21 protein-coding genes and 1 tRNA gene are annotated in these 23,253 nt (G+C 66.7%); 11 read left to right on the top strand and 11 right to left on the bottom strand.

Annotated features, from left to right (window positions below; translation table 11 throughout):
- The first annotated feature begins 113 nt into the window (after positions 1-113).
- The gene (locus ACLBWL_RS03475; RefSeq protein ID WP_447790259.1) at positions 114-275 is read left to right on the top strand and encodes a hypothetical protein; all 162 of its coding nucleotides are present in this window, start codon (positions 114-116) and stop codon (positions 273-275) included.
- A 171-nt stretch (positions 276-446) separates the two neighbouring features.
- On the opposite strand, the gene ACLBWL_RS03470 is transcribed toward ACLBWL_RS03475, so the two are convergent.
- A tRNA-Thr gene (locus ACLBWL_RS03470) sits at positions 447-522 on the bottom strand.
- A gap of 212 nt (positions 523-734) precedes the next feature.
- Here ACLBWL_RS03470 and ACLBWL_RS03465 point away from each other — a divergent pair.
- Together ACLBWL_RS03465 and ACLBWL_RS03460 are read left to right on the top strand one after the other, a co-directional pair.
- Positions 735-1,922 carry a PAS domain-containing protein gene (locus tag ACLBWL_RS03465; protein WP_447790257.1) on the top strand — a complete coding sequence of 396 codons (1,188 nt, stop codon included), beginning with the start codon at positions 735-737 and terminating at the stop codon, positions 1,920-1,922.
- Positions 1,923-2,012: 90 nt separating this feature from the next.
- Positions 2,013-6,629 carry an NAD-glutamate dehydrogenase gene (locus ACLBWL_RS03460; RefSeq protein ID WP_447790255.1) on the top strand — a complete coding sequence of 1,539 codons (4,617 nt, stop codon included), beginning with the start codon at positions 2,013-2,015 and terminating at the stop codon, positions 6,627-6,629.
- 158 nt (positions 6,630-6,787) lie between these two features.
- Here the strand turns inward: ACLBWL_RS03460 and ACLBWL_RS03455 are convergent, their stop codons facing one another.
- The 8 genes from ACLBWL_RS03455 to ACLBWL_RS03420 form a co-directional block, all read right to left on the bottom strand.
- Positions 6,788-7,915: a PepSY-associated TM helix domain-containing protein gene (locus ACLBWL_RS03455; RefSeq protein ID WP_447790254.1), complete on the bottom strand. Its 1,128-nt coding sequence runs from the start codon at positions 7,913-7,915 to the stop codon at positions 6,788-6,790.
- A 99-nt stretch (positions 7,916-8,014) separates the two neighbouring features.
- Positions 8,015-8,698: a Fe2+-dependent dioxygenase gene (locus tag ACLBWL_RS03450; protein ID WP_447790252.1), complete on the bottom strand. Its 684-nt coding sequence runs from the start codon at positions 8,696-8,698 to the stop codon at positions 8,015-8,017.
- Positions 8,692-9,438 (bottom strand): tetratricopeptide repeat protein, encoded by a 747-nt coding sequence (locus ACLBWL_RS03445; protein WP_447790250.1) that lies wholly within the window; start codon positions 9,436-9,438, stop codon positions 8,692-8,694. The genes ACLBWL_RS03450 and ACLBWL_RS03445 overlap by 7 nt, the downstream gene beginning before the upstream one ends.
- 7 nt (positions 9,439-9,445) lie before the next feature.
- Entirely contained in the window at positions 9,446-11,908 is a 2,463-nt protein-coding gene (locus ACLBWL_RS03440) for a TonB-dependent receptor (protein ID WP_447790248.1), read from the bottom strand.
- A gap of 75 nt (positions 11,909-11,983) precedes the next feature.
- Entirely contained in the window at positions 11,984-12,241 is a 258-nt protein-coding gene (locus ACLBWL_RS03435; protein WP_447790246.1) for a ribbon-helix-helix domain-containing protein, read from the bottom strand.
- Positions 12,242-12,248: 7 nt separating this feature from the next.
- Positions 12,249-14,072 carry a cobaltochelatase subunit CobT gene (gene cobT, locus ACLBWL_RS03430; RefSeq protein ID WP_447790244.1) on the bottom strand — a complete coding sequence of 608 codons (1,824 nt, stop codon included), beginning with the start codon at positions 14,070-14,072 and terminating at the stop codon, positions 12,249-12,251.
- Between the two features lie 4 nt (positions 14,073-14,076).
- Positions 14,077-15,081: a cobaltochelatase subunit CobS gene (gene cobS, locus ACLBWL_RS03425; RefSeq protein ID WP_055874633.1), complete on the bottom strand. Its 1,005-nt coding sequence runs from the start codon at positions 15,079-15,081 to the stop codon at positions 14,077-14,079.
- Between the two features lie 43 nt (positions 15,082-15,124).
- Positions 15,125-15,814, bottom strand: a complete 690-nt coding sequence (locus tag ACLBWL_RS03420; RefSeq protein ID WP_447790241.1) for a winged helix-turn-helix transcriptional regulator — start codon at positions 15,812-15,814, stop codon at positions 15,125-15,127.
- A 75-nt stretch (positions 15,815-15,889) separates the two neighbouring features.
- Between ACLBWL_RS03420 and ACLBWL_RS03415 the strand changes: the two genes are divergently transcribed.
- Entirely contained in the window at positions 15,890-16,318 is a 429-nt protein-coding gene (locus ACLBWL_RS03415; protein ID WP_447790240.1) for a VOC family protein, read from the top strand.
- 37 nt (positions 16,319-16,355) lie between these two features.
- On the opposite strand, the gene ACLBWL_RS03410 is transcribed toward ACLBWL_RS03415, so the two are convergent.
- Complete coding sequence (locus ACLBWL_RS03410; protein WP_447790238.1) at positions 16,356-16,880, bottom strand: DnaJ domain-containing protein; 525 nt, start codon at positions 16,878-16,880, stop codon at positions 16,356-16,358.
- A 123-nt stretch (positions 16,881-17,003) separates the two neighbouring features.
- Between ACLBWL_RS03410 and ACLBWL_RS03405 the strand changes: the two genes are divergently transcribed.
- The 6 genes from ACLBWL_RS03405 (at position 17,004) to ACLBWL_RS03380 (ending at position 21,354) form a co-directional block, all read left to right on the top strand.
- Positions 17,004-17,291 carry a BolA family protein gene (locus tag ACLBWL_RS03405; protein ID WP_447790236.1) on the top strand — a complete coding sequence of 96 codons (288 nt, stop codon included), beginning with the start codon at positions 17,004-17,006 and terminating at the stop codon, positions 17,289-17,291.
- Entirely contained in the window at positions 17,291-17,998 is a 708-nt protein-coding gene (locus tag ACLBWL_RS03400; RefSeq protein ID WP_447790234.1) for a glutathione S-transferase, read from the top strand. Before ACLBWL_RS03405 ends, ACLBWL_RS03400 begins: the two co-directional genes overlap by 1 nt.
- 139 nt (positions 17,999-18,137) lie before the next feature.
- Positions 18,138-18,587, top strand: coding sequence for an NUDIX hydrolase (locus ACLBWL_RS03395; RefSeq protein WP_447790232.1), 450 nt, complete (start codon positions 18,138-18,140; stop codon positions 18,585-18,587).
- A gap of 5 nt (positions 18,588-18,592) precedes the next feature.
- Positions 18,593-19,492, top strand: a complete 900-nt coding sequence (locus ACLBWL_RS03390; RefSeq protein ID WP_332756016.1) for a pirin family protein — start codon at positions 18,593-18,595, stop codon at positions 19,490-19,492.
- Positions 19,493-19,718: 226 nt separating this feature from the next.
- Complete coding sequence (locus ACLBWL_RS03385) at positions 19,719-20,594, top strand: alpha/beta fold hydrolase (protein ID WP_447790229.1); 876 nt, start codon at positions 19,719-19,721, stop codon at positions 20,592-20,594.
- A 280-nt stretch (positions 20,595-20,874) separates the two neighbouring features.
- A complete protein-coding gene (locus ACLBWL_RS03380; RefSeq protein ID WP_447790228.1) occupies positions 20,875-21,354 on the top strand; it encodes an RcnB family protein in 480 nt (159 codons plus the stop codon).
- Positions 21,355-21,415: 61 nt separating this feature from the next.
- Here ACLBWL_RS03380 and ACLBWL_RS03375 read toward each other — a convergent pair whose 3' ends face one another.
- The gene (locus ACLBWL_RS03375) at positions 21,416-22,516 is read right to left on the bottom strand and encodes a DUF2332 domain-containing protein (RefSeq protein WP_447790226.1); all 1,101 of its coding nucleotides are present in this window, start codon (positions 22,514-22,516) and stop codon (positions 21,416-21,418) included.
- A gap of 46 nt (positions 22,517-22,562) precedes the next feature.
- On the opposite strand from ACLBWL_RS03375, the gene hisG reads away from it, so the two are divergent.
- Positions 22,563-23,243: an ATP phosphoribosyltransferase gene (gene hisG / locus ACLBWL_RS03370; RefSeq protein ID WP_447790224.1), complete on the top strand. Its 681-nt coding sequence runs from the start codon at positions 22,563-22,565 to the stop codon at positions 23,241-23,243.
- The last annotated feature ends 10 nt before the right edge of the window (positions 23,244-23,253 follow it).

Below are 23,253 nucleotides of genomic sequence, written 5' to 3'. Positions count from 1 at the left end.
AAAGTGAACAATGATTCTTGTGGCGGGCCGATCACGGGGTTAGGGCGCGGCCCGAAGCGAGCGATCGCAGTAGCAATTGATAGAGGCGGCGCGAGCTGCGCAGGAGAGCAAGCGTGGTTACGGACGAGGATCGGCGTTACTATGAGCGTCGCGCGGAGATGGAACTCGAGATGGCCGCCGGGACGGACGATCCTAATGCCTGCGCGAGCCACTACACATTGGCAAATCTCTATCTGGCGCTCGTGTTCGACGAGGACGCGCAGGTAGGATCCTAGGGAGTCACACGGCTGTGGTCGCGTGAACCACCTGATGCCGTGACCGAAGCGGCTGCCGGCCGCGGTACCGGAAAGTGGGCTTGCGATACCACCGCGATACCAAGACTTAGAATTACCCAAGATTCAGGCAAGAGAGCGCCTGAAAAAGCTATGTATTTCAATGATTTAAGGTGGTGCCGCTTACAGGACTCGAACCTGTGACCCCCGCATTACGAATGCGATGCTCTACCAGCTGAGCTAAAGCGGCCCGACAACGGATGCGTCCGGTCGAGGGGGCGGCGCATACCAAGGGTTTTCCGGACTGACAAGCGGTTTGCGTCTTTACCGTGCGTTTACCAAGCGGGGTGCAGAAGCGGGATCGGAACACGGGGGCCTTTCGGCATGGATACGGTACACGGCCTGGACAGCGAACGCATCGAAGGCCGGGATAACCTGGCCGCACGCGAAGGAAATGGCGCAGTGGCTTCGACGATCGGCGGCGGCAGGGGGAATGGTGGCGTTGGGAATGGCGGCAGGGGGAATGGTCGTGGCGCAACCAGGAGCGCGTCCGGCCCGGCGCAGGACGCGACCGACGCCGGGGTGAACGACGTGATGTTCGATCTCGGCGGCGACGAGCGGCGGATGCACGTGCGCGCCTATAACCACTGGGTGTCGCTGCTGAAGGGGCGGCCCTATCCGTCGATCGCCGACCTCGAGCCTGCGACGATCACCGATTTCGGGCCGCACAGCGTGCTGCTCGATTTCAGCCATGGCATGGGTGACCCGAAGATCGCGTATCTCGGCCGGGCGCTGCGCGAGGAATGCGGGCTGGACGGACCGATCGCGACGATCGCCGACGTGCCGAGCCGCTCGCTGCTGTCGCGGCTGACCGATCATTATCTGCAGATCATCGCCAATCGCGCGCCGATCGGCTTCGAGGCGGAGTTCGTCAGCAGCCGCGGCTGCACGACGCTGTACCGCGGGATACTGATGCCGTTCGCGTCGGGTGGCGAGACGATCGATTTCATCTACGGCGTCATCAACTGGAAGGAGCTTGCCGACGCCGATCTGCAATCGCAGCTGGCGGCCGAGCTGGACGCGGCGGTGCGCAACGGTCCGCAAGGTTCGGCCGATATCGCGCCGGTCTGGGCGGATGGGCCTAGCGGCGGGTTCGGGATGGACCAGGTCGACGATCTGGGCGCTGTCGAGCCCGCCGTGCTCGAGACGGTCGTGCCGCTGACGGCGATCGCTGGGCCGAACGGGGCGTTGGGCGAGCAGCTGGCGATGGCGCGCGAAAGTGCAGCGCAGATGCGCGCTGCGGAGGCCCGCAGCCGGGCGGCGCTGCATCGTGCGCTCGGGCGGGCGCATGATCTGGCGGTGTCGGCGGACACCAACGGCGACGCGTATGCCGCGATGCTGTCGGCCGCGCTTGGTTCGGGGCATGTTTCGGGGCATGTTTCGGGTTCTACGACGCCGATGGAGGATATCGTCACCTTGGTGTTCGGTGGCGATTTCGATGCGACGCGACGGGCGGAACTGGCGTCGGTACTGTCGCATGCGAAGCGTCACCAGGTGCCGGTCGGGGGTTTTGCCAGCTTTCTGAGCGGGTTTGGTAACGATGTGTCGGTCGTCGCTGCGGCCGAGCGCGCTGCAAGCGGGCGCGCCTAGCGTCCGAAACTTGGGTGCGGCGCAGCATATCCCTTCGCACCTGCCACAAGCCTTGAGATAGCCGGGCGGCAGGCGCATAGGCCCGGACCTATGGCGAACCAATCGTTGAAAAAAATCACCGATGCTCTTGCGGCACGGCTGACGGAACGGGCCCTTCCGGGCGAACTCAAGGACTTCGGTGCGAGCGAGGTGGCGCAAGCCGCGGCGTTCGTCGCCGCCACCGCCGCGCACCGCGACGACGGCGCGCCGGCGATCGCGATCGAGCCGATCAGCGCGGACGACACGCGGCGGCGGATGCGGCTCGCGATCGTCAACGATGACATGCCGTTCCTGGTCGATTCGATCGCCGCGGCGATTGGCGCGCAGGATATCGCGGTCGACCGGATCATCCACCCGGTGGTGCGAACGGTGCGCGCACCCGATGGTGCGTTGCACGCGATCGGCGCCAATGCCGAGGGGGGCGGTCGCCCCGAATCGATGATCTATCTCGAGATGGAGCGCGCCGATGCGCGCGACCGTCGCGGACTGATCGAGGACCTGACCGCGGTGCTAGCCGACGTGCGCGCTGCGGTGACCGACTGGCGCGCGATGCAGGCCGCGCTCGACGACGATATCGCCAAGCTGCCCGAGGGTGAGGGCGCGGCGCTGTTGCAGTGGTTCCTCGACGGGCATCTGACGCTGCTCGGGCATCAGGTCTGGCATCGCGACGGCAGCAGCGGTGCGGCTCTCGGGATCGCGCGCAACGAGCACCATGTACCGATTCTCGCGGCCGCATCGCGTGCGCTGGCGATCGAATGGTTCGAGGCGGGCAATGACGCGCCGTTGCTGCTGAAGTCGAACCTGATCTCGACCGTGCACCGCGCCGTGCCGCTCGACCTGGTCGTCCTGCCGGTTATGGAGGGGACGAATGTTGCCGGCCTGTCGATCCATAGCGGATTGTGGACCAGCGCGGCGCTGGCGGCGATGCCGCGCGACGTACCGGTGCTTCGCACCCGCTTGGCCGCGCTGAAGACCAAGTTCGGGTTCGATCCGCGCGGGCATGCCGGCAAGGCGCTGACGCATGCGTTCACCGCGCTGCCGCACGACCTTGTGATCGCGTTCGCACCCGATGCGCTGGAGGATCTGGCGCTGACCGCGATGAGCCTCGCCGATCGCCCACGGCCGGCGCTCGTGCTGGTCGAGTCCGCGCTGGGTCGTCATTTGTTTGGGTTCGTGTGGTTGCCGCGCGACGACGTCACCACCAGCCGCCGTGTCGCGATCGGCGACATGCTGGCCGAGGCGGCGAATGCGAGCATCCTGAACTGGTCGATCGCGCTGGAGGACGGCGAGGTCGCGATGATCCGCTACACGCTCGACCTGCGCGGCGATGGCCGGATGCCCGACGTCGCCCCGCTCGCGCTGCGGTTGCAGCGGATGGTGCGCGGCTGGGTGTCGGACGTCGAGGCCGCGCTGGTCGAGACGTTGCCGCCACCCCGGGCCGCGCGCCTCGCCCTGCGCTGGGCCGCGGCGTTTCCGCAGAATTACCGCAACATCAGCACGCCCGCCGAGGCTGCCGAGGATATCCAGCGGCTTGCTGCGCTCGACGATGCAGGCTCGCGCGGTGTCCGCCTGATCCCGAGCGCGCCCGGCGAAGACCGCCAGCTCAAGATCTACAAGCTTGGTGGCGCGCTCGCGTTGTCCGACGCGGTGCCGGTGCTGGAGAATTTCGGCTTCCGGGTGATCGGCGAATTGCCGACGCGGTTACAAGGCGACAGCGACGCGTTCGTGCACGACTTCGTGCTCGAGGCCAATGACGCGGCGCTGGATACCGATGCGGCGGTGCTCGAAGGCGCGATCGCGGCGGTGCTGGAGGGCGCGGCGGAGAACGACGCGTTCAATCGGCTGATCGTCGAGCTGGGCATGGGGCCGCAGGCGATCGTGCTGTTCCGCGCGTGGTTCCGCTATCTGCGCCAGGCAGGCATGCCGTATGGGCTGACCACGGTGGTGGACGCGCTGCGGCGTGCGCCCAAGGTCGCCGCGGCGCTGATCGCGCGGTTCACCGCGGTCCATCATCCGGAGCATCCGGGCGATGCGATCGCGGCGGATACGGCAATCGAGACGGGCCTTGATGCGGTATCGGCGATCGACGACGATCGTATCCTGCGCGCGTATCGCAACCTGATCGCGGCGACCTTGCGTACCAACGCGTTTGCGCCCGCCGCGGCCGAGGCGATGGCGTTCAAGCTCGACAGTCATCTGATCCCCGGCCTTCCCGCACCCGTGCCTTGGCGTGAGGTCTGGGTCTATTCGCCCCGCGTCGAAGGCATCCACCTGCGCGCCGGCCCGGTCGCGCGTGGCGGCCTGCGCTGGTCCGACCGTCGCGACGATTTCCGCACTGAGATCCTCGGGCTGATGAAGGCGCAGCGCGTCAAGAACGCGGTGATCGTGCCGACCGGTGCGAAGGGCGGCTTCTATCCGAAGCAGCTCCCTGCCCCGTCGAACCGCGACGCGTGGCTGGCCGAGGGCACCGAGAGCTACCGGATCTTCATCCGCACTTTGCTGTCGATCACCGACAACATCGTGGAGGGCAAGGTCGTGCATCCGGACGGCGTGACGATCCTCGACGGCGAGGACCCGTATTTCGTGGTCGCCGCCGACAAGGGCACCGCGACGTTCAGCGACGTGGCGAACGCGCTGGCGCTCGAACGCGGCTATTGGCTGGGCGACGCGTTCGCCTCCGGTGGGTCGGTCGGCTACGATCACAAGGCGATGGGGATCACCGCCAAGGGCGCATGGCTCAGCGTCCAGCGGCACTTCGCCGAACGCAGGCTCGACGTGCAGAGCGAGAGCATCACCGTGGTCGGCTGCGGCGACATGTCGGGCGACGTGTTCGGCAACGGTATGTTGTTGTCGAAGACGCTGAAGGTGATCGCGGCATTCGATCATCGCCATATCTTCCTCGATCCCGATCCCGATCCGGCGACCAGCTGGGAGGAGCGCAACCGGATGTTCGCGCTGCCGCGATCGAGCTGGGCGGACTACGACGCGAGCCTGATCTCGAAGGGTGGCGGCGTGTTCGCGCGCACCGACAAGGTCATCAAGCTGTCGAAACAGGTCCAGGCCGCGCTTGGCGTGACGGCGAGCGAGATGGAACCGGGCGCGCTGATTTCGGCGATCCTCAAGGCGCCAGCGGACCTGCTCTGGTTCGGCGGCATCGGCACCTATGTTAAGGCGGCATCCGAGGCGAACGTCGCGGTCGGCGATCCGGCCAACGACCGCCTGCGCGTCAATGCCGAGGATCTGCGCGTGATCGCGATCGGCGAAGGCGCGAACCTGGGCGTCACGCAGGCGGCGCGCATCGCGTTCTCGGCGCGCGGCGGGCGGATCAACACCGACTTCATCGACAATTCGGCGGGCGTCGACTGTTCGGACAACGAGGTGAACATCAAGATCGCGCTCAACCGCGAGATGATCGAGGGGCGGCTCGACTATGAGGACCGCAACACGCTGCTCGCGAGCATGACCAACGACGTCGCGCACCTGGTGCTGGAGGATAACCGGCTCCAGACGCTGGCGCTGTCGATCGCTGAAGCCGATGGCGCAGTCGCGGTGCCGAGCTATGTCCGCGTGATCGAGATCTTCGAGGGTGCGGGTCGGCTCGATCGTGCCGTCGAGGGGCTGGCGTCCAACGACATCCTGCTGCGCCGAGGGCAGGACGGCCTGGGGCTGACGCGGCCCGAACTCGCGGTGCTGCTCGCGACCGCCAAGCTGTCGCTGCAGGATGCGATCGAGCATGGCGACATCGCGCGCGACGATGCGCTGAAGCCCGATCTGCACGCCGCCTTCCCGGCCGCGATGCGCGAGCGGTTCGCGACGGCGATCGACGAGCACCGGCTGCGGCCGGAGATCGTCGCGACCAAGCTTGCCAATCGGATCGTCAACCGCCTCGGCATTCTCTACCCGTTCGAACTGGCGGAGGAGGAAGGCGCGGCGATGGACGATATCGCGGCGATGTTCGTCGTCGCCGAACGGCTGTTCGACCTGCCGGCGCTGTGGGCGGAGATCGAGACCGCGGTGATGCCCGAGGCGGCGCGGATCGCGCTGTTCGACGAAGTGGCCGTCGCGACGCGCTCGCAGATCGCCGACCTGTTGCGTGTGTCCGCGCCGGGGACCGCGCCGGGCGATGTGCTCGCGCGGCTCGCGACGGGCATCACGCAACTCGATCGCCAGACCAAGGCGTTGTTGCTCGAAGAGGCGAGCGCGCAGAGCGGCCGGATCGCGACCCAGTTGGAAGCGGTCGGTGCGCCGGGCGATCTGGTGCGTAAGGTGGTGCGACTGTTCGAGATGGACGGCGCCGTCGGTCTGGCCGATCTTGGCGCGCGGATGACGCTCGACGAGGCGGTCCTCACGCGGGCGTTCACGCATCTCGGGCAAGCGCTGGGGCTCGACTGGGCGCAGGCAAACGCCGCGCGGATCAGCCCGACCGATCCTTGGGAGCGCCTCCTGATCGCCGGCCTCGCACGCGATTTCCAGCAGTTGCGGCTGGAGTTCATCGCGCGGTGCGGCGCGCAGGATCCGCAGGGTGCGGTGGAGAAATGGCTGCTGACGAATGCGGCGCGCGTGGCGCAGTTCAAGGCGGTGATCGACCGGGCGCGGCATGCAGCGGTGCCGAATGCGGCGATGCTGGCACAGATCGCGGGGCAGGCGCGGGTATTGCTGGGGCGTTAACCAAGCCCCTCTCCCCGCTGGGGAGAGGGAGGGGCCCACACGCGCTTGCGTGTGGGAGGGTGAGGGGCATGAGGCTCGGGACGTTGATCTCAACGGCCCCTCACCCACCCCGTCGCTATGCTCCTCCTTCCCTCTCCCCGGCGGGGAGAGGGACACGCTCACGCCGCCCGCGCCTTGCGCTTCGCAGCCAGCTCGGCCTTCCAGCCGCGAGCGCGCCACCACATGATCACGCCGGTCACCGCCAGCACGGCGGGCAGGATCCCGCCGAGGAAGATGATCATCTGCCACAACGCACCCATGTCGGTGCCGTCGTGGATCCGGCGCATCCAGCGCGCGACGCCGCCCTGCTGACGCGCCGGCGCCGCGGTCGCGCCGCCGGTATCGTCGGCGATCTTGATCCCGACCGGCGCGCCCTTTTCCGCAAACGTCACGGTCCAGTCGGCGCTGAGATCGGTCGGCCATGCGACGCTGCGAAGCTCGCCGGCGCCGGCAAACTGCCGCGCCTTGCCGATCGCGACGTCGAGCGGCTGGGCCGGCTTCACCAGCGGTTTCGCGCGCGCCATCGCCGCACGGTCCGGACCGCCGCCGCCACGCGGCCGCGATGCCTCGCCCGAGATCTTGCCAAAGAACTGCGGGAACGCGATCCACGCGCCGGTCAGCGATAGAACGAACAACGGCAGCGCGACCCAAAAGCCGAACAGATAATGCAGGTTCGTATCGGTGTTCCGGTGACGCCTGTAGCGCAGCCCGCGCGCCCATTTGCCGACCGTCGGCCACCACAGCCAAATCCCGGTGAAGCTCGACACCATCATGAACACGCCGATCCAGCCGACGATCGACCGGCCGACGCCGGGCAGTTGCAGGCTCCCGTGGAGGACATGGAGGAACCGCACCAGCCCGCCGTTCGACGGCGAGATTTCCAGCACGCGCGCGGTCGGCGGATCGAGATAGACCATCGTCCGCCGCGGCGGGCCGGGCCGCTGGGGCACTTTCCCGGCAGCGGCCGCCGATACCACGACCGGGCCGCCGTCCTCGGGCATCGTCAGCATTGCGATCCGCTCGCCGTGCTTCAACGCGAGCGCCGCCGCCGCGACATAGGCGTCGGGGCTGAGCAACGTCGTCCCCGACACCGCGTAGCGCGTCGGGTTGACGATCTTGTCGAGCGCATGATCCCAGACCAGCGCCGCGCCGCTGAGCGACAGCGGGATGATCAGGATCGCGAGGATCAGCCCGATCCATTTGTGGACCTGAAACCACGCCCGTCGCATCGCCATCTTAGTCATCATATTCCCCCGTTCGTAAAGCGTGGCATGGCTGGCGTACGCACGTCCACCCATCCCCTTCCCGTCGTCCTGCCGAAAGTCAGGATGACGGCCCGTGCGCGCTCAAACATCCGCCCAGCGGCGCAGCAGATTATGATACACCCCCGTCAGCCGCACCGTCGCCGGATCGCCCTGCCCCTGCGCGGCTGCGACCGCCTGCACACCCTGGTCGAGATCGAACAGGATCCGTCGTGCGCCATCGTCACGGACCATCGACTGCAACCAGAAGAACGACGCCACCCGCACGCCCCGCGTCACCGGCGCGACGCGGTGCAGGCTGGAGGCGGGATACACCACCATATGGCCGGCGGGGAGCTTGACCGATTGCGGGCCGAACTGGTCCTCAATCACGAGTTCGCCGCCGTCATAGGTTTCGGGATCGGCGAGAAAGAGCGTCGCCGACAGGTCGCTGCGGATGCGGAAGTCGGAGCCGCGCTTGATCCGGATGGCGTTGTCGACGTGCAGCCCGAAATCCTGGCCACCGGCATACCGGTTGAACAGCGGCGGGAAGACTTTCAGCGGCAACGCGGCGGCGACGAACAGCGCGGACTGCCCGAGCGCGTCGAGGATCACGCCGCCCGCCTCGCGCGCGGCGGCCGAGTCCTCGGGCAGTTGCTCGTTGCGCTTGGCGAGCGCGGATTGCTGGCCGGAGGTCGCGTTGCCGTCGATCCACTCGGCCGCATCGATCAGCGCTCGGACGCGCGTGACCTCGGCCGGATTGAGCACGTCGGGGATGGCGATCAGCATGTCGCCCCCTCGCGCAATGCCGCCACGCCGGCGGTCCGGAACGCCGGGATATCGCTCGCCGCCAGCCATGCTTCGGCCTTGGCCAGGAACGCCACGTTGCCACGTGCCCCCGCCTGTTTAAGCCACGCCAAGGCGATCTCGATCTCCCCCGCCGCGCCGAGCATCCGCGCATGATTGAAACACCCGCGAAAGTCACCGCCCTCCGCCGCGACCGCATAGCATGCCGCGGCGCGCGCCAGATCGCGCTCGCAGGCCCAGCCATCCTCCGCGAAACTCCCGACGAAGTTGATCGCCTTCGCGCTCGCCAACCCGGAGTCCATCGCCGCGACCTTCTCCAGCAGCGCCAGCGCCGCCGGCTTGTCCTCGGCGACGCCCTCGCCAAGCGCTAGCAGCGTCGCGTAATTATACATCGCCCAGTCCAGCCCGCGCTCCGCCGCGATCCGGTAGCATTCGGCCGCGCGTGTCTTGTCGACCGCCGTGCCCCAGCCGAGATCGTAGCAGCGCCCGACCATGTTGAGCGCCATCACGTGGTGCTGCGCCGCCGCCTTGATGAACCACTCAAGCGCCGCCTGCCGGTCGGCGACGACGCCAAGCCCGTCGAGCAGCATCTGGCCGTACACCGCCTGCGCCTCGGCGACGCCCGCGTCCGCGGCCTCGCGCACGAACGCCGCGCGCTCCTCCGGACGTCCGGAGAGGCGCGCGGCGATGGCATCGGGCGTGAGGGTATCGATCGCCGTCATGCCGTCCTCAGAAACGCAGGTTCACCGTGCCGAACACCGTTCGGCCGGCAGCGATCGACGCAAAGTGGCTGGTATAGGTCTGCGAGAAATAGGTCTTGTTCGTCAAATTCTGCGCGTTGACGCTGAGATCGATATTGTCGGTCAGCTTGTAGCTCGCACGCGCATCGAAGCGCCAGTAATCGGGGATGCTGCGCGTCAGCACCTTGGTCGCGGCGTTGACGGTGACCACCCCGGCAGCGGTCTGCGTCGCGGTGCGGTTGTCGGCATAACCACCGATCTGCTCGTCCATGTACAAGGCCGTGCCACCGATCTGGAGCCGCTTGGTCACGGTGACGTTGGTGGTCGCGGTGAAGCTGTTCCTGGCGGTCTGCGGGACCTGCTTGCCGGTGTTGACCGACACGACGCCGATCGTCCGCGCCGGCTGGAGGCCAGGGATTGCGGCGGCGGTCAGCGTCGTGAAGCCGCCGTCGATGATCTTCGGATCGAGATGCGTGAAGCCACCGAACACAGTCCAGCCTGGCAGGATCGTCCCACTGACGTTGACCTCGACACCACGGATCCGCGTCTCACCGATGAACGAAGCGGTGTTGGTGTCGTCGAGCACGCGGGCATTGGCGATGTCGGTCTGGAAGACCGCCGCGCCGAGCTGGAGCTTCTCGCCGAACAGGCTGGCCTTGGCGCCGACCTCGTACGACTTGGTCTTTTGCGGCTTCAGCAGGTCGAGCGTGGCGGCGGTGATCGCATTGTCCTCGCGGCCCTCGCCGAGCAGGCTGTTCGGCGGCGTCGCGGCGGTCGCATAGCTCGCATACAGGCTGGTTTCCGACGTCGGCTTGAACACGAGGCCGGCCTGCCAGTTGAACAGGTTGTCGACGCGGTTGACCCTGGTCTGGGTCGCGCCCGGCAGCGTGATGGTGGATTCGAACCGGTCGTAGCGCGCGCCGAGGTTCAGGATCAGCGACGGCATCAGCGTGATCGAATCGAATGCGTAGACCGCCTTGGTATTCGCGTCGTTCTGCGTTTCGGTCGAGGGCGCGCCCTTCACGATCGGCGTCGGCGTGGTCGACGTGTCGCTCGTGTAATTGACCCATGGCGCGTACGGGTTCGGGTTGAACAGACTGACGCAATAGGAGCGCGCGATCGTCGCGGTGTTGCAGCGCGGCGAGATCGTCGACCCGTTCGCCGAGACGAACGTCCCGCGCCGCGTCTTCTCCCACGAGATTTCGGTGCCGAGCGAGAAGCTGTGCTCGATCCCGCCGGTGTTAAACTTGCCGTACAGGTCGGTCTGGTCGACGATGCTTTCGCTATAGCCATAGCGCGTGTTGCCGCGGGTCCAGACATAGCCGCCGGTCGTCACGTTCGCGCCGGTGTTGGTCGCGGTGGTGCCATAGACATTGCCCTGGCTGTCGTCGGGGAGCGTGAAGATGTAGCTCTGGTCGCTGTGCGTGTAGCGCGCCGTGTTGCGTAGCGTGATGCCGCCGAAATCATGCTCGACGCGGATCGTCGCCTGGTTGGTGTTGGCATCGCGGAAGTCGCGCGCCGCCAGCCCGTAGAAGTTCTTGCGCGAGACGTAGCCGGTCTGGCCGCCCGCCGTCGTCACGGTGCCAAGCGCGGGCTGGGTCGTGACGTTGCCGGTGCCGGGATGGTTGGCGATCGTGTAGAGATACGGGATGCCGCTGTCGGGCAGTTCCGAGCTTTCCATGTGATAGAAGCTCGCGGTCAGCCGGGTCGGCGTGCCGAGCCCGACCGCGAACGACGGTGCGATGCCCCAGCGCTTCTGCCAGATCGCATCGCGGCCGGCGACGTCCTGATCATGCCACATCCCCTCGATCCGGAACGCGGCGGTGTCCGACACCTTGAGGTTCACGTCGCCGGTGACGCGCTTGTAGTCGGCCTCGCCGTAGCTGGCGCTCACCGAGCCGAAATTCTCGAGCTGTGGCAGCCGCGACAGGATGTTGATCGTGCCGCCCGCCGAACCGCGACCGCCGAGTGTCGAATCCGAGCCGCGGACGATCTGGACCGAGTCGACCGCGAACACCTCGCGCGTCTGCGAGGCGAGATCGCGGACGCCGTCGACGAAGATGCTGCCCTGGCTGTCGAAGCCGCGGATGAACGGGCGGTCGCCGATCGGGTTGCCGCCTTCGGCCGCGCCGAAAGTGATGCCGGGCACCGTGCGCAGCGCATCGGCGAGGCTGTTCGAGCCGGTCTGCTCGATGACTTCCTTGGGCAGGACGATCACCGAGCGTGGTGTGTTGACCAGCGGCGCGACCTGCTTCGGGCCGGCGTCGTGGATGCGCTGGCCGTTGACGAGGATTTCTTGGCGTTGCTGCTCGTCTGTTACCGGGGCCGGGGCCTTGTCGGCCTCTGCGGCATAGGCCGGCGCGGTGGCGAATGCGCCGACGCACGACAAAGCGAGAAACGCGGGCACGGAGGACGAACGCTCCAAAGATGCACGCGGCGAAGGTGGAGACATGGACAAAACCCCTTTGTTCTTGAGGGGCTCGCTATTGAGAGTCGTTCGCACTGTCAACGCTAATGCGAGTAGTTCTCAACCTGGATTATCGAAGAGCCATGTTCTCAATGCGCTAGCAAGATTGGGTGGATCCTCCACAACGATGCGAATCGCGTCGATCTCCGCGACAAGCGCGGACAGCGGCAATGCGAGACACACTGCGGCTGCTTCGAGCGCGTGCCAGAAGACGGGTTCGAGACTGATCGAGGTCTGGTGGCCGGCGATCGTGATCGAGCGTTTGACGGGCCCGTGAAACCCGCTCGCCGGCGCCGCGATGACGCCGCCCGCGGTCACCGGCGCGTCACTCGGTATCGAACAGCGACGCGAGCTGTTCGATGATCGTGCCGCCAAGCTGTTCGACGTCCATGATCGTCACAGCGCGCGCGTAATAGCGGGTGACGTCGTGGCCGATGCCGATCGCGACCAGCTCGACCGGCGACTTGCTCTCGATCCAGCCGATCACCTGGCGCAGATGGCGTTCCAGATACGAGCCGGAGTTCACGCTGAGCGTCGAATCGTCGACCGGCGCACCGTCACTGATCACCATCAGGATACGGCGCTCCTCGGGCCGCGCGACCAGCCGCGCATGCGCCCACATCAGCGCCTCGCCGTCGATATTCTCCTTCAGCAACCCCTCGCGCATCATCAGCCCAAGCGAGTTGCGCGCGCGCCGCCACGGCTCGTCGGCACGCTTGTAGACGATGTGCCGGATGTCGTTGAGCCGCCCCGGCTGCGGCGGACGTCCCGCGGCTAGCCAAGTCTCACGGCTCTGCCCCCCCTTCCAGGCACGCGTCGTGAAACCGAGGATCTCGGTCTTCACGCCGCACCGCTCCAGCGTGCGCGCGAGGATGTCCGCGCTGATCGCCGCGATCGAGATCGGCCGCCCGCGCATCGAGCCGGAATTGTCGATCAGCAGCGTCACGACGGTGTCGCGGAAGTCGGTCTCCCGTTCGGCCTTGTAGCTGAGCGACAGAGTCGGGTTGACGATCACGCGCGCGAGCCGCGCCGCGTCGAGGATGCCCTCCTCCTGGTCGAAATCCCACGACCGCGACTGCTGTGCCATCAGTCGGCGCTGGAGCCGGTTGGCGAGCTTCGACACGGTCGACTGCAGGTGCACGAGCTGCTGGTCGAGATAGCCGCGCAACCGCGCCAACTCGTCGGCGTCGCACAGCTCGGTGGCGGCGATCACCTCGTCGAACTGGGTCGTCCACGGCTTGTAGTCGAATGCGCCGCCCATGTCCGCGAAGGGACGGTTCGGGCGGACCGGCTGCATGCCTTCCTCGCCGTCGTCACCGGGCTCGCCGTCAATGTCGTCCATCGACTCGTCGCTCTGCTCCTGGCCGTCGCTTTCCTCGTTCTGCTGCTCGGACTGTTCGCCGCGCGCCTCGACTTCGCCCTGGCCATCCTCGCCCTGCTCGTCGCCTTCGTCGCCCTCGTCCTGCTGCTGCTCGTCGGTGCCCTCGTCCTCTGAGCCGCCCTCGTCGCTTTCCTCGGGGACCTGATCGCCTTCGACCAGCTCCAGTTCCTGCAACATTTTTCGCGCAAGGCCCTGGAATGCCTTCTGGTCGTCGAGAGCATAGGCCAGCGCGTCGAGATCGGTCTTGCTCTCGATCCACTCGCGGACCAGCGCGAGGCCGGGTGCAGCGATGGCGGGCGATTCCTGCCCGGTCAGCCGTTCGCGGACCATCAGGCCCAGCGCGGTCGACAATGGCACTTCGTCACGATTGCGCGCACGCGTGATCGGATCCGCCCGCAGGCGTACATCGAGCGCGCTGTTGAGATTGTCGGAAATTCCCAGATAGCCGCGCCCGCCGAGCGCCTCGACGCGGGCGTTCTCTACCGAATCGAACACTGCCCGAGCCACCGCTTCGACGGGCGCCGCACGGTTGTGCAACGCGATGTCGTGATGCTTCAATCGCAGCGCGAACCCGTCGGCAAACCCGCGTGCTTCAGAAACCTGCTCGAGCGGGAGAGCGCGCGCGGGCATCGGCACCTTGATATGCTTGCCCGACTGAGTCGGCGCATCCGCGGTGAAGGCGAGCTCCACCTCGGGCTCCTCCGAGATCGCACGCGCGGTGCCGGCAAGGACCGCCTTGAAGCGATCGAGAGGGGTTTCGTTGGCCAAAGGCTCAGGCCTTACCCACCACGCTCTCGGGGAGGTCCTTGCCGAACACGCGCTGGTAATATTCGGCGACCAGCGGCCGCTCTGCCTCGTCGCACTTGTTGAGGAACGACAGGCGGAACGCAAAGCCGACGTCGCCGAAGATCAGCGCGTTCTGCGCCCAGGTGATCACCGTACGCGGGCTCATCACGGTCGAGATGTCGCCGTTGACGAACCCCTTGCGGGTCATGTCCGCCACGCGGACCATGTTCTCGACGACCTTCTTGCCGTCCGGCTTGTCGTATTCACCCGACTTGGCGAGCACGATCTGCGCCTCGACCTTGGCGGGGAGGTAGTTGAGCGTGACGACGATGTTCCAGCGGTCCATCTGGCCCTGGTTGATCTGCTGCGTGCCATGATACAGCCCGCTCGTGTCGCCGAGGCCGACCGTGTTCGCGGTCGCGAACAGGCGGAACCACGGGTTCGGGCGGATCACGCGGTTCTGGTCGAGCAACGTCAGCTTGCCCTCGGTCTCCAGCACGCGCTGGATCACGAACATCACGTCGGGGCGACCGGCGTCGTACTCGTCGAATACGAGCGCGGTCGGCGTCTGCAACGCCCAAGGCAGCAGGCCTTCGCGGAACTCGGTGATCTGCTGGCCGTCCTTCAACACGATCGCATCGCGCCCGATCAGGTCGATGCGGCTGATGTGCGCGTCGAGGTTGATCCGGATGCACGGCCATTTGAGGCGCGCCGCGACCTGTTCGATATGCGTCGACTTGCCGGTGCCGTGATAGCCCTGGACCATCACGCGACGGTTATGCGCGAAGCCCGCCAGCACGGCGAGCGTGGTGTCGGCATCGAAGACGTACGCCGGATCGAGATCGGGCACGCGCTCGTCGGCTTCGGAAAACGCCGGCACTTCCATGTCGGAATCGATCCCGAACATCTCGCGCACCTTCACCATGCGGTCGGGTGCGTCGAGGATCGTGGTCTCGCGGCTATCGGGCTGGGTATTCGGGATATCGGTCATGTTGGCCTCGTGTTCCCGACCGCTCTAGGACAAGCGAGGGGCGTTACTCAACCGCGACCTTGTCCGGTAGCGGAAAGAGTGTGACGAACCGCTCGGCGAGCGCACGGTTCCCGGTGATCTGCAATGTGCCCGCGGCTTCCGCATCGCGAAAGGGCCTTGCACCATAGACGAGCGATGCGATCGTCATCGGATCGCCGTCGAACGTGACGTCCGCGGCCGACGGGTCGGCGCGCACGACATGGATCCAGTCGCCATCGACCCGGCCGACGAACCCCTCGCCGCCCAGCCGAAAACCGACGACCGCGGTCCAGCCATCGGCACGCTGGCGCGAGAACATCGTCCGGAACGACAGCATCAGCGAGGCCGCGCTGAGTGGCAGGCTGGGATCATGCGCAGGCGACCGCGCCGCCCATCGACCGAGTTCGCGAATCGCGGTCTCGCTCTCATACCCCCAGGGCGTCAGTTCGTAGACCTGCACGCTGGCCGGCGACGGCAGCATGCGCCGGGTCAGGATACCGGCGCGCGCGAGCCCCTCCAGCCGCTGCGTCAGGACGTTCGCGCTGATCCCGCCGAGGTCGGCCTTCAGTTCACCGAACCGCCGCGGACCGAACATCAGTTCGCGCACGACCAGCAGCGACCAGCGCTCGCCGACCAGTTCGAGCGCCATCGCCGTACCGCACGCATCGTCGTACCATCGCTTCGATGAGACTTCGGTTACATTTTCTAACTTCATAGTTGTTTTAAATAACCGTTGCGCGCATGCATTACAAATACCGGTGTGAAACCGAGTCGAACCAGGAGAGCCGCCATGAGCAAGGCCATATTCTTGAACCTGCCGGTTGCCGACGTCGCGGCCGCGACCGCATTCTATGCAGCGATCGGGTTCGAGCGGAACGCGATGTTTTCCAACGATCAGGGATCGGCGATGGCATGGTCCGACACGATTTCCGTGATGCTGCTCGATCGCGCGTTTTATTCGACCTTCACGTCCAAGCAGATCATCGACGCGAAGACGACCAGCGGCGTCCTGCTGGCCCTGTCGTTCGACAGCCAAGCCGAGGTCGATGCGATCACGGAAGCGGCCCTGGCGGCAGGCGGACGCGAATTGCATGACCCGGAAGACATGGGCTTCATGTACAGCCGCGCCTTCGAGGACCTCGACGGGCATGGCTGGGGACCGTTCTTCATGGACATGGCCGCAGCGGCGGCGACGATGGGCTGCCCTCTACCGACCTGATCCGGCGGGGCAGCGGCGCGACCCGAACGCCGACGCATCATGCGAACGCCGCTGCGCCCTTCAGGTGCTGGTAGGCCGCGATCACCTTTTGCAGGTCGGCCTCGTGCGCGCGGTCGCCGCCGTTGCGGTCGGGATGGAAGCGCCGCACGAGTTCGCTGTAACGTTTGCGCAGTTGCGTGCGGTCGGTATCGGTCCCCAATCCGAGCACGCGCAACGAGCGCCGTTCGCCGTCGGACAGCACGCGACCGTCTTTTCGGGCTGCCGCCATACGTTCGCCAAACCGCGCGCCGATCGCATCGATCGGATCGGCGAAGTCCGCCCATTTCGGCGGGGTGTCGCCGCCGCCATGCGCGAACGCGCGCGTCTCGCGCTCCCAGCCCGCCATCGGTCGCTGGGCTTGGTGAATCTCGTCCGCGGTCATCCCGTCGAAGAAATTATAGCCGGAGTTGAACGCGCGGACATGCTCGAGGCAGAACCAGCGGAACTGCGGCGGGCCACCTTCGCTGGGGCCTTCCAAAGGTGGCGCGCGAAATTCGCCGGGCTCCTCGCAGTCGCGCCACATGCAGACGCGCCCGGTCCCTTCCACGCGGCCGTGAAACCGTGGGCTGGGGCGTTCCTTCCGCTCTTTTCGATCCTCGTCCGCCACCGGCTCCCCGCGCTTTTCAAAACGGGCTATATAGGGAGCATGACAGACCTCGCCACCGGCTCCGTACAGGACCAGATCACCGCCCGCCTCACCGCGACACTCGCCCCGACGCACCTGATCGTCATCAACGAGAGCGGGCTCCATGCCGGCCACATGGGCGACGACGGCACCGGCGAGACGCATTTCCGCGTCGAAGTGGAAACCCCGCAGTTCGAAGGCCTTAATCGCGTCGCCCGCCAACGCCTCGTGAACCAGACGCTCGCAGACCTGTTGAGCACGAAGATCCACGCGCTCGCCATCAAGGCCCGCGCACCCGGGGAAAGCTGATGGCGTACAAGCTCTGGTACTGGCCCTCCATCCAAGGCCGCGGCGAGTTCGTCCGGCTCGCACTGGAAGGCGCCAAGATCGCGTACGAGGATTGCGCGCGCGGCTTGGGCGAGGAGGGCCTGATGGCCGATCTCAACGACCGCACCGGCCGCACGCCGTTCGCGCCGCCCTATCTGGAGCTTGACGGTCTGGTGATCGCGCAGGTCGCCAACATCCTGATGTATCTCGGCGAGCGCCACGGCCTCGCGCCGTCGACCATGGCGGATCGGCTGTGGCTCAATCAGCTCCAGCTGACGATCGCCGACCTCATCGCGGAGGTCCACAATGTCCACCATCCGGTCGCAATGATGGACTATTACGACGACCAGAAACCCGAAGCCGCGCGCGCGGCGAAACAATTCCGCGAGGAGCGCCTGCCGAAATATCTCGGCCATTTCGAGGATGCGGCGCAGGCCAATCCGGGTGACTGGCTGATCGATCACAAGTGGAGCTACGCCGATACGTCGCTGTTCCAGTTGATCGAGGGGCTGCGGTACATGTTCCCGAAGCGGATGAAGACGCTCGAACCCGACCATCCGAACCTGATCCGCCTCCACGATCAGGTCGCCGAACTACCCGGCATCAACGCGTATCTGAAAAGCGACCGGCGCTTGGCGTTCAACACCGACGGCATCTTCCGCGCCTATCCCGAACTCGACGCCGAATGACGGCGTATCGATCCTCCCCCGCCCGGGGGAGGTGGATCGCGCAGCGAGACGGAGGGGGCGGTAAGCGGCCAACCATCGTTTCTCGTCCTCCCCCTCCGTCAGGCTACGCCTGCCACCTCCCCCTTGCGGGGGAGGATCGATGAGCGACCGTGTCCCACGCCCGGCCGCGCGCATCCTACTCGTCGACGGCGAAGACCGCGTGCTGATGTTCCGCTTCACCCCCGCCGATCGCCCGCCACTCTGGTGCACGCCCGGCGGAGCGGTCGATCCCGGCGAGAGCTACGCCGCTGCCGCTCGCCGCGAGCTATGGGAGGAAGTCGGCCTCGACCTCGACTGCGGACCCGAGGTCGCGCAACGCACCATCGACTTCCGCACCTTCGAAGGCGTCGAGGTCACCGCCGACGAACGCTATTTCCGGATCGACGTCGATACCTGCGAAGTGAAGGCGGGCAATCTCACCGAACAGGAGAAGCAACTGCTCGTCGGTCACCGCTGGTTTTCCCGAAACGACATCGCGGGCTTTCACGAAACGATCTATCCAGCGGACCTGGTCGAGCTCCTCGACGCCACGGAACCTGCCAAGGGATAACGCGCATGCTCGATGATTTCGTCCTCCAGACCATCCTGCCGTCGACGCACGATCTCGGCGGGTTCAAGGTCCACCGCACGCTGCCCAACAAGGAACGGACGATGGTCGGCCCGTTCCTGTTCTTCGACCAGATGGGCCCGGCGCATCTCGACGTGGGGCAAGGCATCGACGTGCGGCCGCATCCGCATATCAACCTGTCGACGGTCACCTACTTGTTCGACGGCGCGATCGACCACCGCGACTCGCTCGGCACGCAGGCGCGGATCGAGCCCGGCGCGGTGAACCTGATGACCGCGGGCCACGGCATCGTCCATTCCGAGCGCTCGCCCGGCGACGAGCGTGCCGAGGGGCCGAACCTGTCGGGGATCCAGACCTGGCTGGCGATGCCCGAAGCTGTCGAGGAGATCGATCCGGCCTTCGAGCACGTCACCAAGGCGCAACTGCCGACGATCGAGGCGCACGGCGCGCGCTCGCGGATCATCATGGGGAGCCTGTGGGGCCAGACCGCGCCGACCACGACCTATTCGGGGACGATCTACGCCGACATCGCGCTCGATCCCGGCGCGAGCGTCCCGATCGACGCGGCCGCCGAGGAGCGCGCGATCTATCTTGCGATGGGCGAGGCGACGCTGGAAGGCGTGAAGCTGGAGCCGCAGGTGCTGTACGTCCTGCGCCCCGGTATCGCCGCAACGCTGCGGTCCGCGCACGGTGGTCGCGCGATGCTGTGTGGCGGCGATGCGTTCACGACGCCGCGCCATGTCTGGTGGAACTTCGTCAGCTCGAACCGGGATCGTATCGAGCAGGCCAAGCGCGACTGGAACGCGGGCAATTTCCCGAAAGTGCCCGGTGACGAAAAGGAATGGATCGAAATCCCCGCGATCCCAAAGACGGTCAGCTATCCCTGACTCCTCCCCTCCCGCAAGCGGGAGGGGGTAGGGGTGGGCACGCGCCATCAGCGAGCGATCCGTGCGAAATAGGCCGCGAGCCCTCCCCCAACCCCTCCCGTTTACGGGAGGGGAGATACGCCTTCTGCTCCCCTCACGCTTGCGGGAGGGGTCGGGGGAGGGCATGATCCAGGGGCGGCGCGAACCGGCAGGCCCTCCCCTGACCCCTCCCGCCAGCGGGAGGGGAATGATGACACTGCAACGCATCGCACTATCCACGGGCATCGAACTCGACGTCGCGATCACCGGCGACCCGGCGAACCCGCCCGTCATCCTGCTCCACGGCTTCCCAGAATCGCACCGCACCTGGCGCGCCATCGCCCCCGACCTCGCCCGCGACCATTACGTCGTCGCCCCCGACCAACGCGGCTTCGCGCGCTCCTCCAAGCCCGCAGGCGTAGACAGCTACACCCCCGACAAGATCGTCGCAGACCTGATCGCGCTTGCCGACCACCTGAAGATCGACCGCTTCACGCTGGTCGGCCACGACTGGGGCGGCGCGGTCGCGTGGATGGCGGCACTGCGCCACCCCGAGCGCATCGCCAAGCTCGTCATCATCAACGCCCCCCACCCGCTCGTCTTCCAGCGTACCATGTTCGACGACCTCGAACAGCGCGCCGCCAGCCAGTATATCCGCGCCTTCCGAAACCCCGATCTCGAAAAGCACATCGAGTCGATCGGTCTCGAAACCTTCTTCGACACCAGTTTCTCGAAGCACGCCGATCTCGCCGCGATGGCCGAGGACAAGGCCGCCTATCTCGACGAATGGGGCCAGCCCGGCGCGATCACCGCGATGCTCAACTGGTACCGCGCGAGCGCGATCGTCGTCCCCGCCATGGACGAAACGCCGCCTCGCCCCGCCTTTTTCGACGCGCCGTTCCCGCCGACCGCGATGCCGGTGCTGGTGATCTGGGGTATGCAGGACGGCGCGCTACTGCCAAGCCAGCTCGACCTCGCCGCCTATGTCCCCGACCTCACGATCGAGCAGATCGACGCAGGCCATTTCGTACCGTGGCAGAAACCCGACGCGGTGATCGCCGCAATGCGCCGCTGGGGAATCTGAGAACCCTCTCGATCCTCCCCCGTCAGGGGGAGGTGGCTGGCGCTTGCCAGACGGAGGGGGCGGTAAGGGAAACCTCCGTTCCGTGTCCTCCCCCTCCGTCGCCTTCAGCGCCACCCCCCCCTGGCGGGGGAGGATCGGAAAACTTGCTGGCTGATCGGTGCTCGCTCCGAAGCGCGCCACCTGTCTGAATCCTGACCACCACATTCCGCGATCGTTCAGCGGCGCGGGAGCAAAACCTTGTCCATGCCGTTGATTCGGCACCGAACACAGGAGAGCAGTCATGCGTAAGATGATCCTCGCGGCCGTCGCCGCCGCCACCCTCGTCCCAACCTTCGCCACCGCGCAGAGCTACGGCGAAGTCCGCCGCGACCAGCGAGAAATCCGCGAGAGCCAGCGCGACCTGCAGCGCGCACGCCGCTACGGCGACCGCGGTGACATCCGCGAAGCCCGCCAGGAACTGCGCGAAGATCGTCGTGAAGCGCGCGAGGACTGGCGCGATTATCGCCGCACGCACGGCAACGTCTATCGCCGCCCCGCCTATGTCGGCCCGCGCGGCTATAATTATCGCCCAGTGACCGTCGGCTACCGGTTCGCCCCCGCCTATTACGGCCGCAACTACTGGATCAACGACTACCAGACGTACCGCCTGCCCCGTCCGGGCTACGGCTATCAGCGCTGGGTCCGCTACGGCCGCGACGTCGTCCTGGTCGACATCCGCTCGGGTCGCGTCGTGCAGGTCAACAACGGCTTCTTCTACTGAGCTTCTACTGAGCTTCTACTGAACAAGTTGGTTCGGCCTGGGAGCAATCCCGGGCCGTTTCCTATTCCGCGTCATACGCCCCGCGCCGCATGACGTACTCGCGCGTCTTGTAGGGCGGGGCGAGGCCTTCGACCCAGGCGCCGTGCGCGTGTGTCAGCGCGACCAGTTCCATAGGCCGCTCCCCCGGCCATCCCCGCACGCGGACCTCATGCCGGTGCAGATCGCGGTTAGGCTCCATCATGACCCAGCCTAGCGGTCGCTCGACGGTAGCCCGCGTCCCCGCCATCTCCATAGCGACGCGAATCCGCTCGCGCGACGCGGCCGGCAGGTACTGCCACACCACCGAATGCATCAGCACGCGCGTGACGCCCTCGGGCTGCGGCAAGGTCAGTTGCGTTTCGACCCAGTCCGCCGCATCGCCTTCGACCAGATCGACGCCACCCTCGCGCACCATCGCGATCGCCGTGGCGAGCCGCGTCTGCCGCTCGACCGCATCGACCCAGACATACGCCTCGAGCCGCGCCGCCGCGACCGGATCGGCGACATCCACCGGCTGGATATCGACGCCGCGCGTCGACTCGATTTCGAACCGAACGCTCGGCGGCGGAGGCCCTCGCCATTCGGGGCGGATCGTCACCGGCGATGCCGATGGCCCGACCGTCACGCCGCCAAGATCGAACCGATAGCGATCGATCAGCAGGTTCAGCCCCGCGCTCGATCCGATCTCCAGCACCTCGAACCGCGGCCCGTACCGCTCGGCGAGGTGCAATATGCCGGTCATCATGCCCGCCGACCGCGCCGCCTCGTTGGTCTGCGGCGGCCCGTCGAGCCACGGCAGCAACGCCGCATCGTGCGCGACGAGCGTGGCTTTCAAAATGGCCGTGACGCGCACCGGGTCGGTCTCCGCGCCGGAAAACACGGTAGAGAGCGCGGGATCGACGCCCGACCGGTGCAGCGCGTGCAATCCGCCGACCAGCCGCAGCGCCAGCGCATCGGCAACCGGCTCGCCCGGCCAGTCGAGCACTCGCCGTCCCGTCTCGCTGTCCCGATCGAGCGAGTCTGCCAGCGCGGTACAAACCCGCGCCGTGACTGGGGCATCCATCGCCGCGCAATACCCCGCCTGGATTTCGAACGCCGAGCAACTTGCCTTTACATTTGCCATGCGCAGGTTGTTGCACCCACCAAGCCCCCCCCGTAAAGCCCGGCGCGTGCCAGATTCTCAGCCCCCCTCCCAGATCATCATCGCCGTCCCCAAGGGACGCATCCTCGCCGAGGCCCTGCCGTTGCTCGCGCGCGCCGGGGTGCATCCTGAGGCGTCGTTCTCCGACGAGAACTCGCGTGCGCTGCGCTTTGCGACCAATGATCCCGCGATCTCGCTGATCCGGGTGCGCGCGTTCGATGTCGCCACCTTCGTCGCGCATGGGGCTGCTCAGTTGGGGATCGTCGGCTCGGACGTGATCGCCGAATTCGGCTATTCCGAGCTGTATGCGCCGGTCGACCTCGGCATCGGCCATTGCCGCCTGTCGGTCGCCGAGCCTGCCGAAATGGCGGCTCAGGACGATCCGCGCGGGTGGAGCCATGTCCGTGTCGCGACCAAATATCCGCATGTGACGGCCGCGCATTTCGCCAGCCGTGGCGTGCAGGCGGAGTGCGTGAAGCTCAACGGCGCGATGGAACTGGCGCCGACGCTGGGCTTGGCGCCGCGGATCGTCGATCTCGTGTCGTCGGGGCGGACGTTGCTGGAAAACGGCTTGGTAGAGGTCGAGACGATCATGGAGGTAACGAGCCGATTGGTCGTCAACCGCGCCGCGATGAAAACCCGCAGCCGGGTGGTGCCGCTGGTCGAGGCATTCCGCCGCGCCGTTGAAGTGCAGGAAATCGCGGCATGAGCGCCAACCT

The sequence above is a fragment of the Sphingomonas sp. M1A8_2b genome, assembly GCF_053345535.1.
This window is presented reverse-complemented; position numbering and strand designations above follow the sequence as displayed.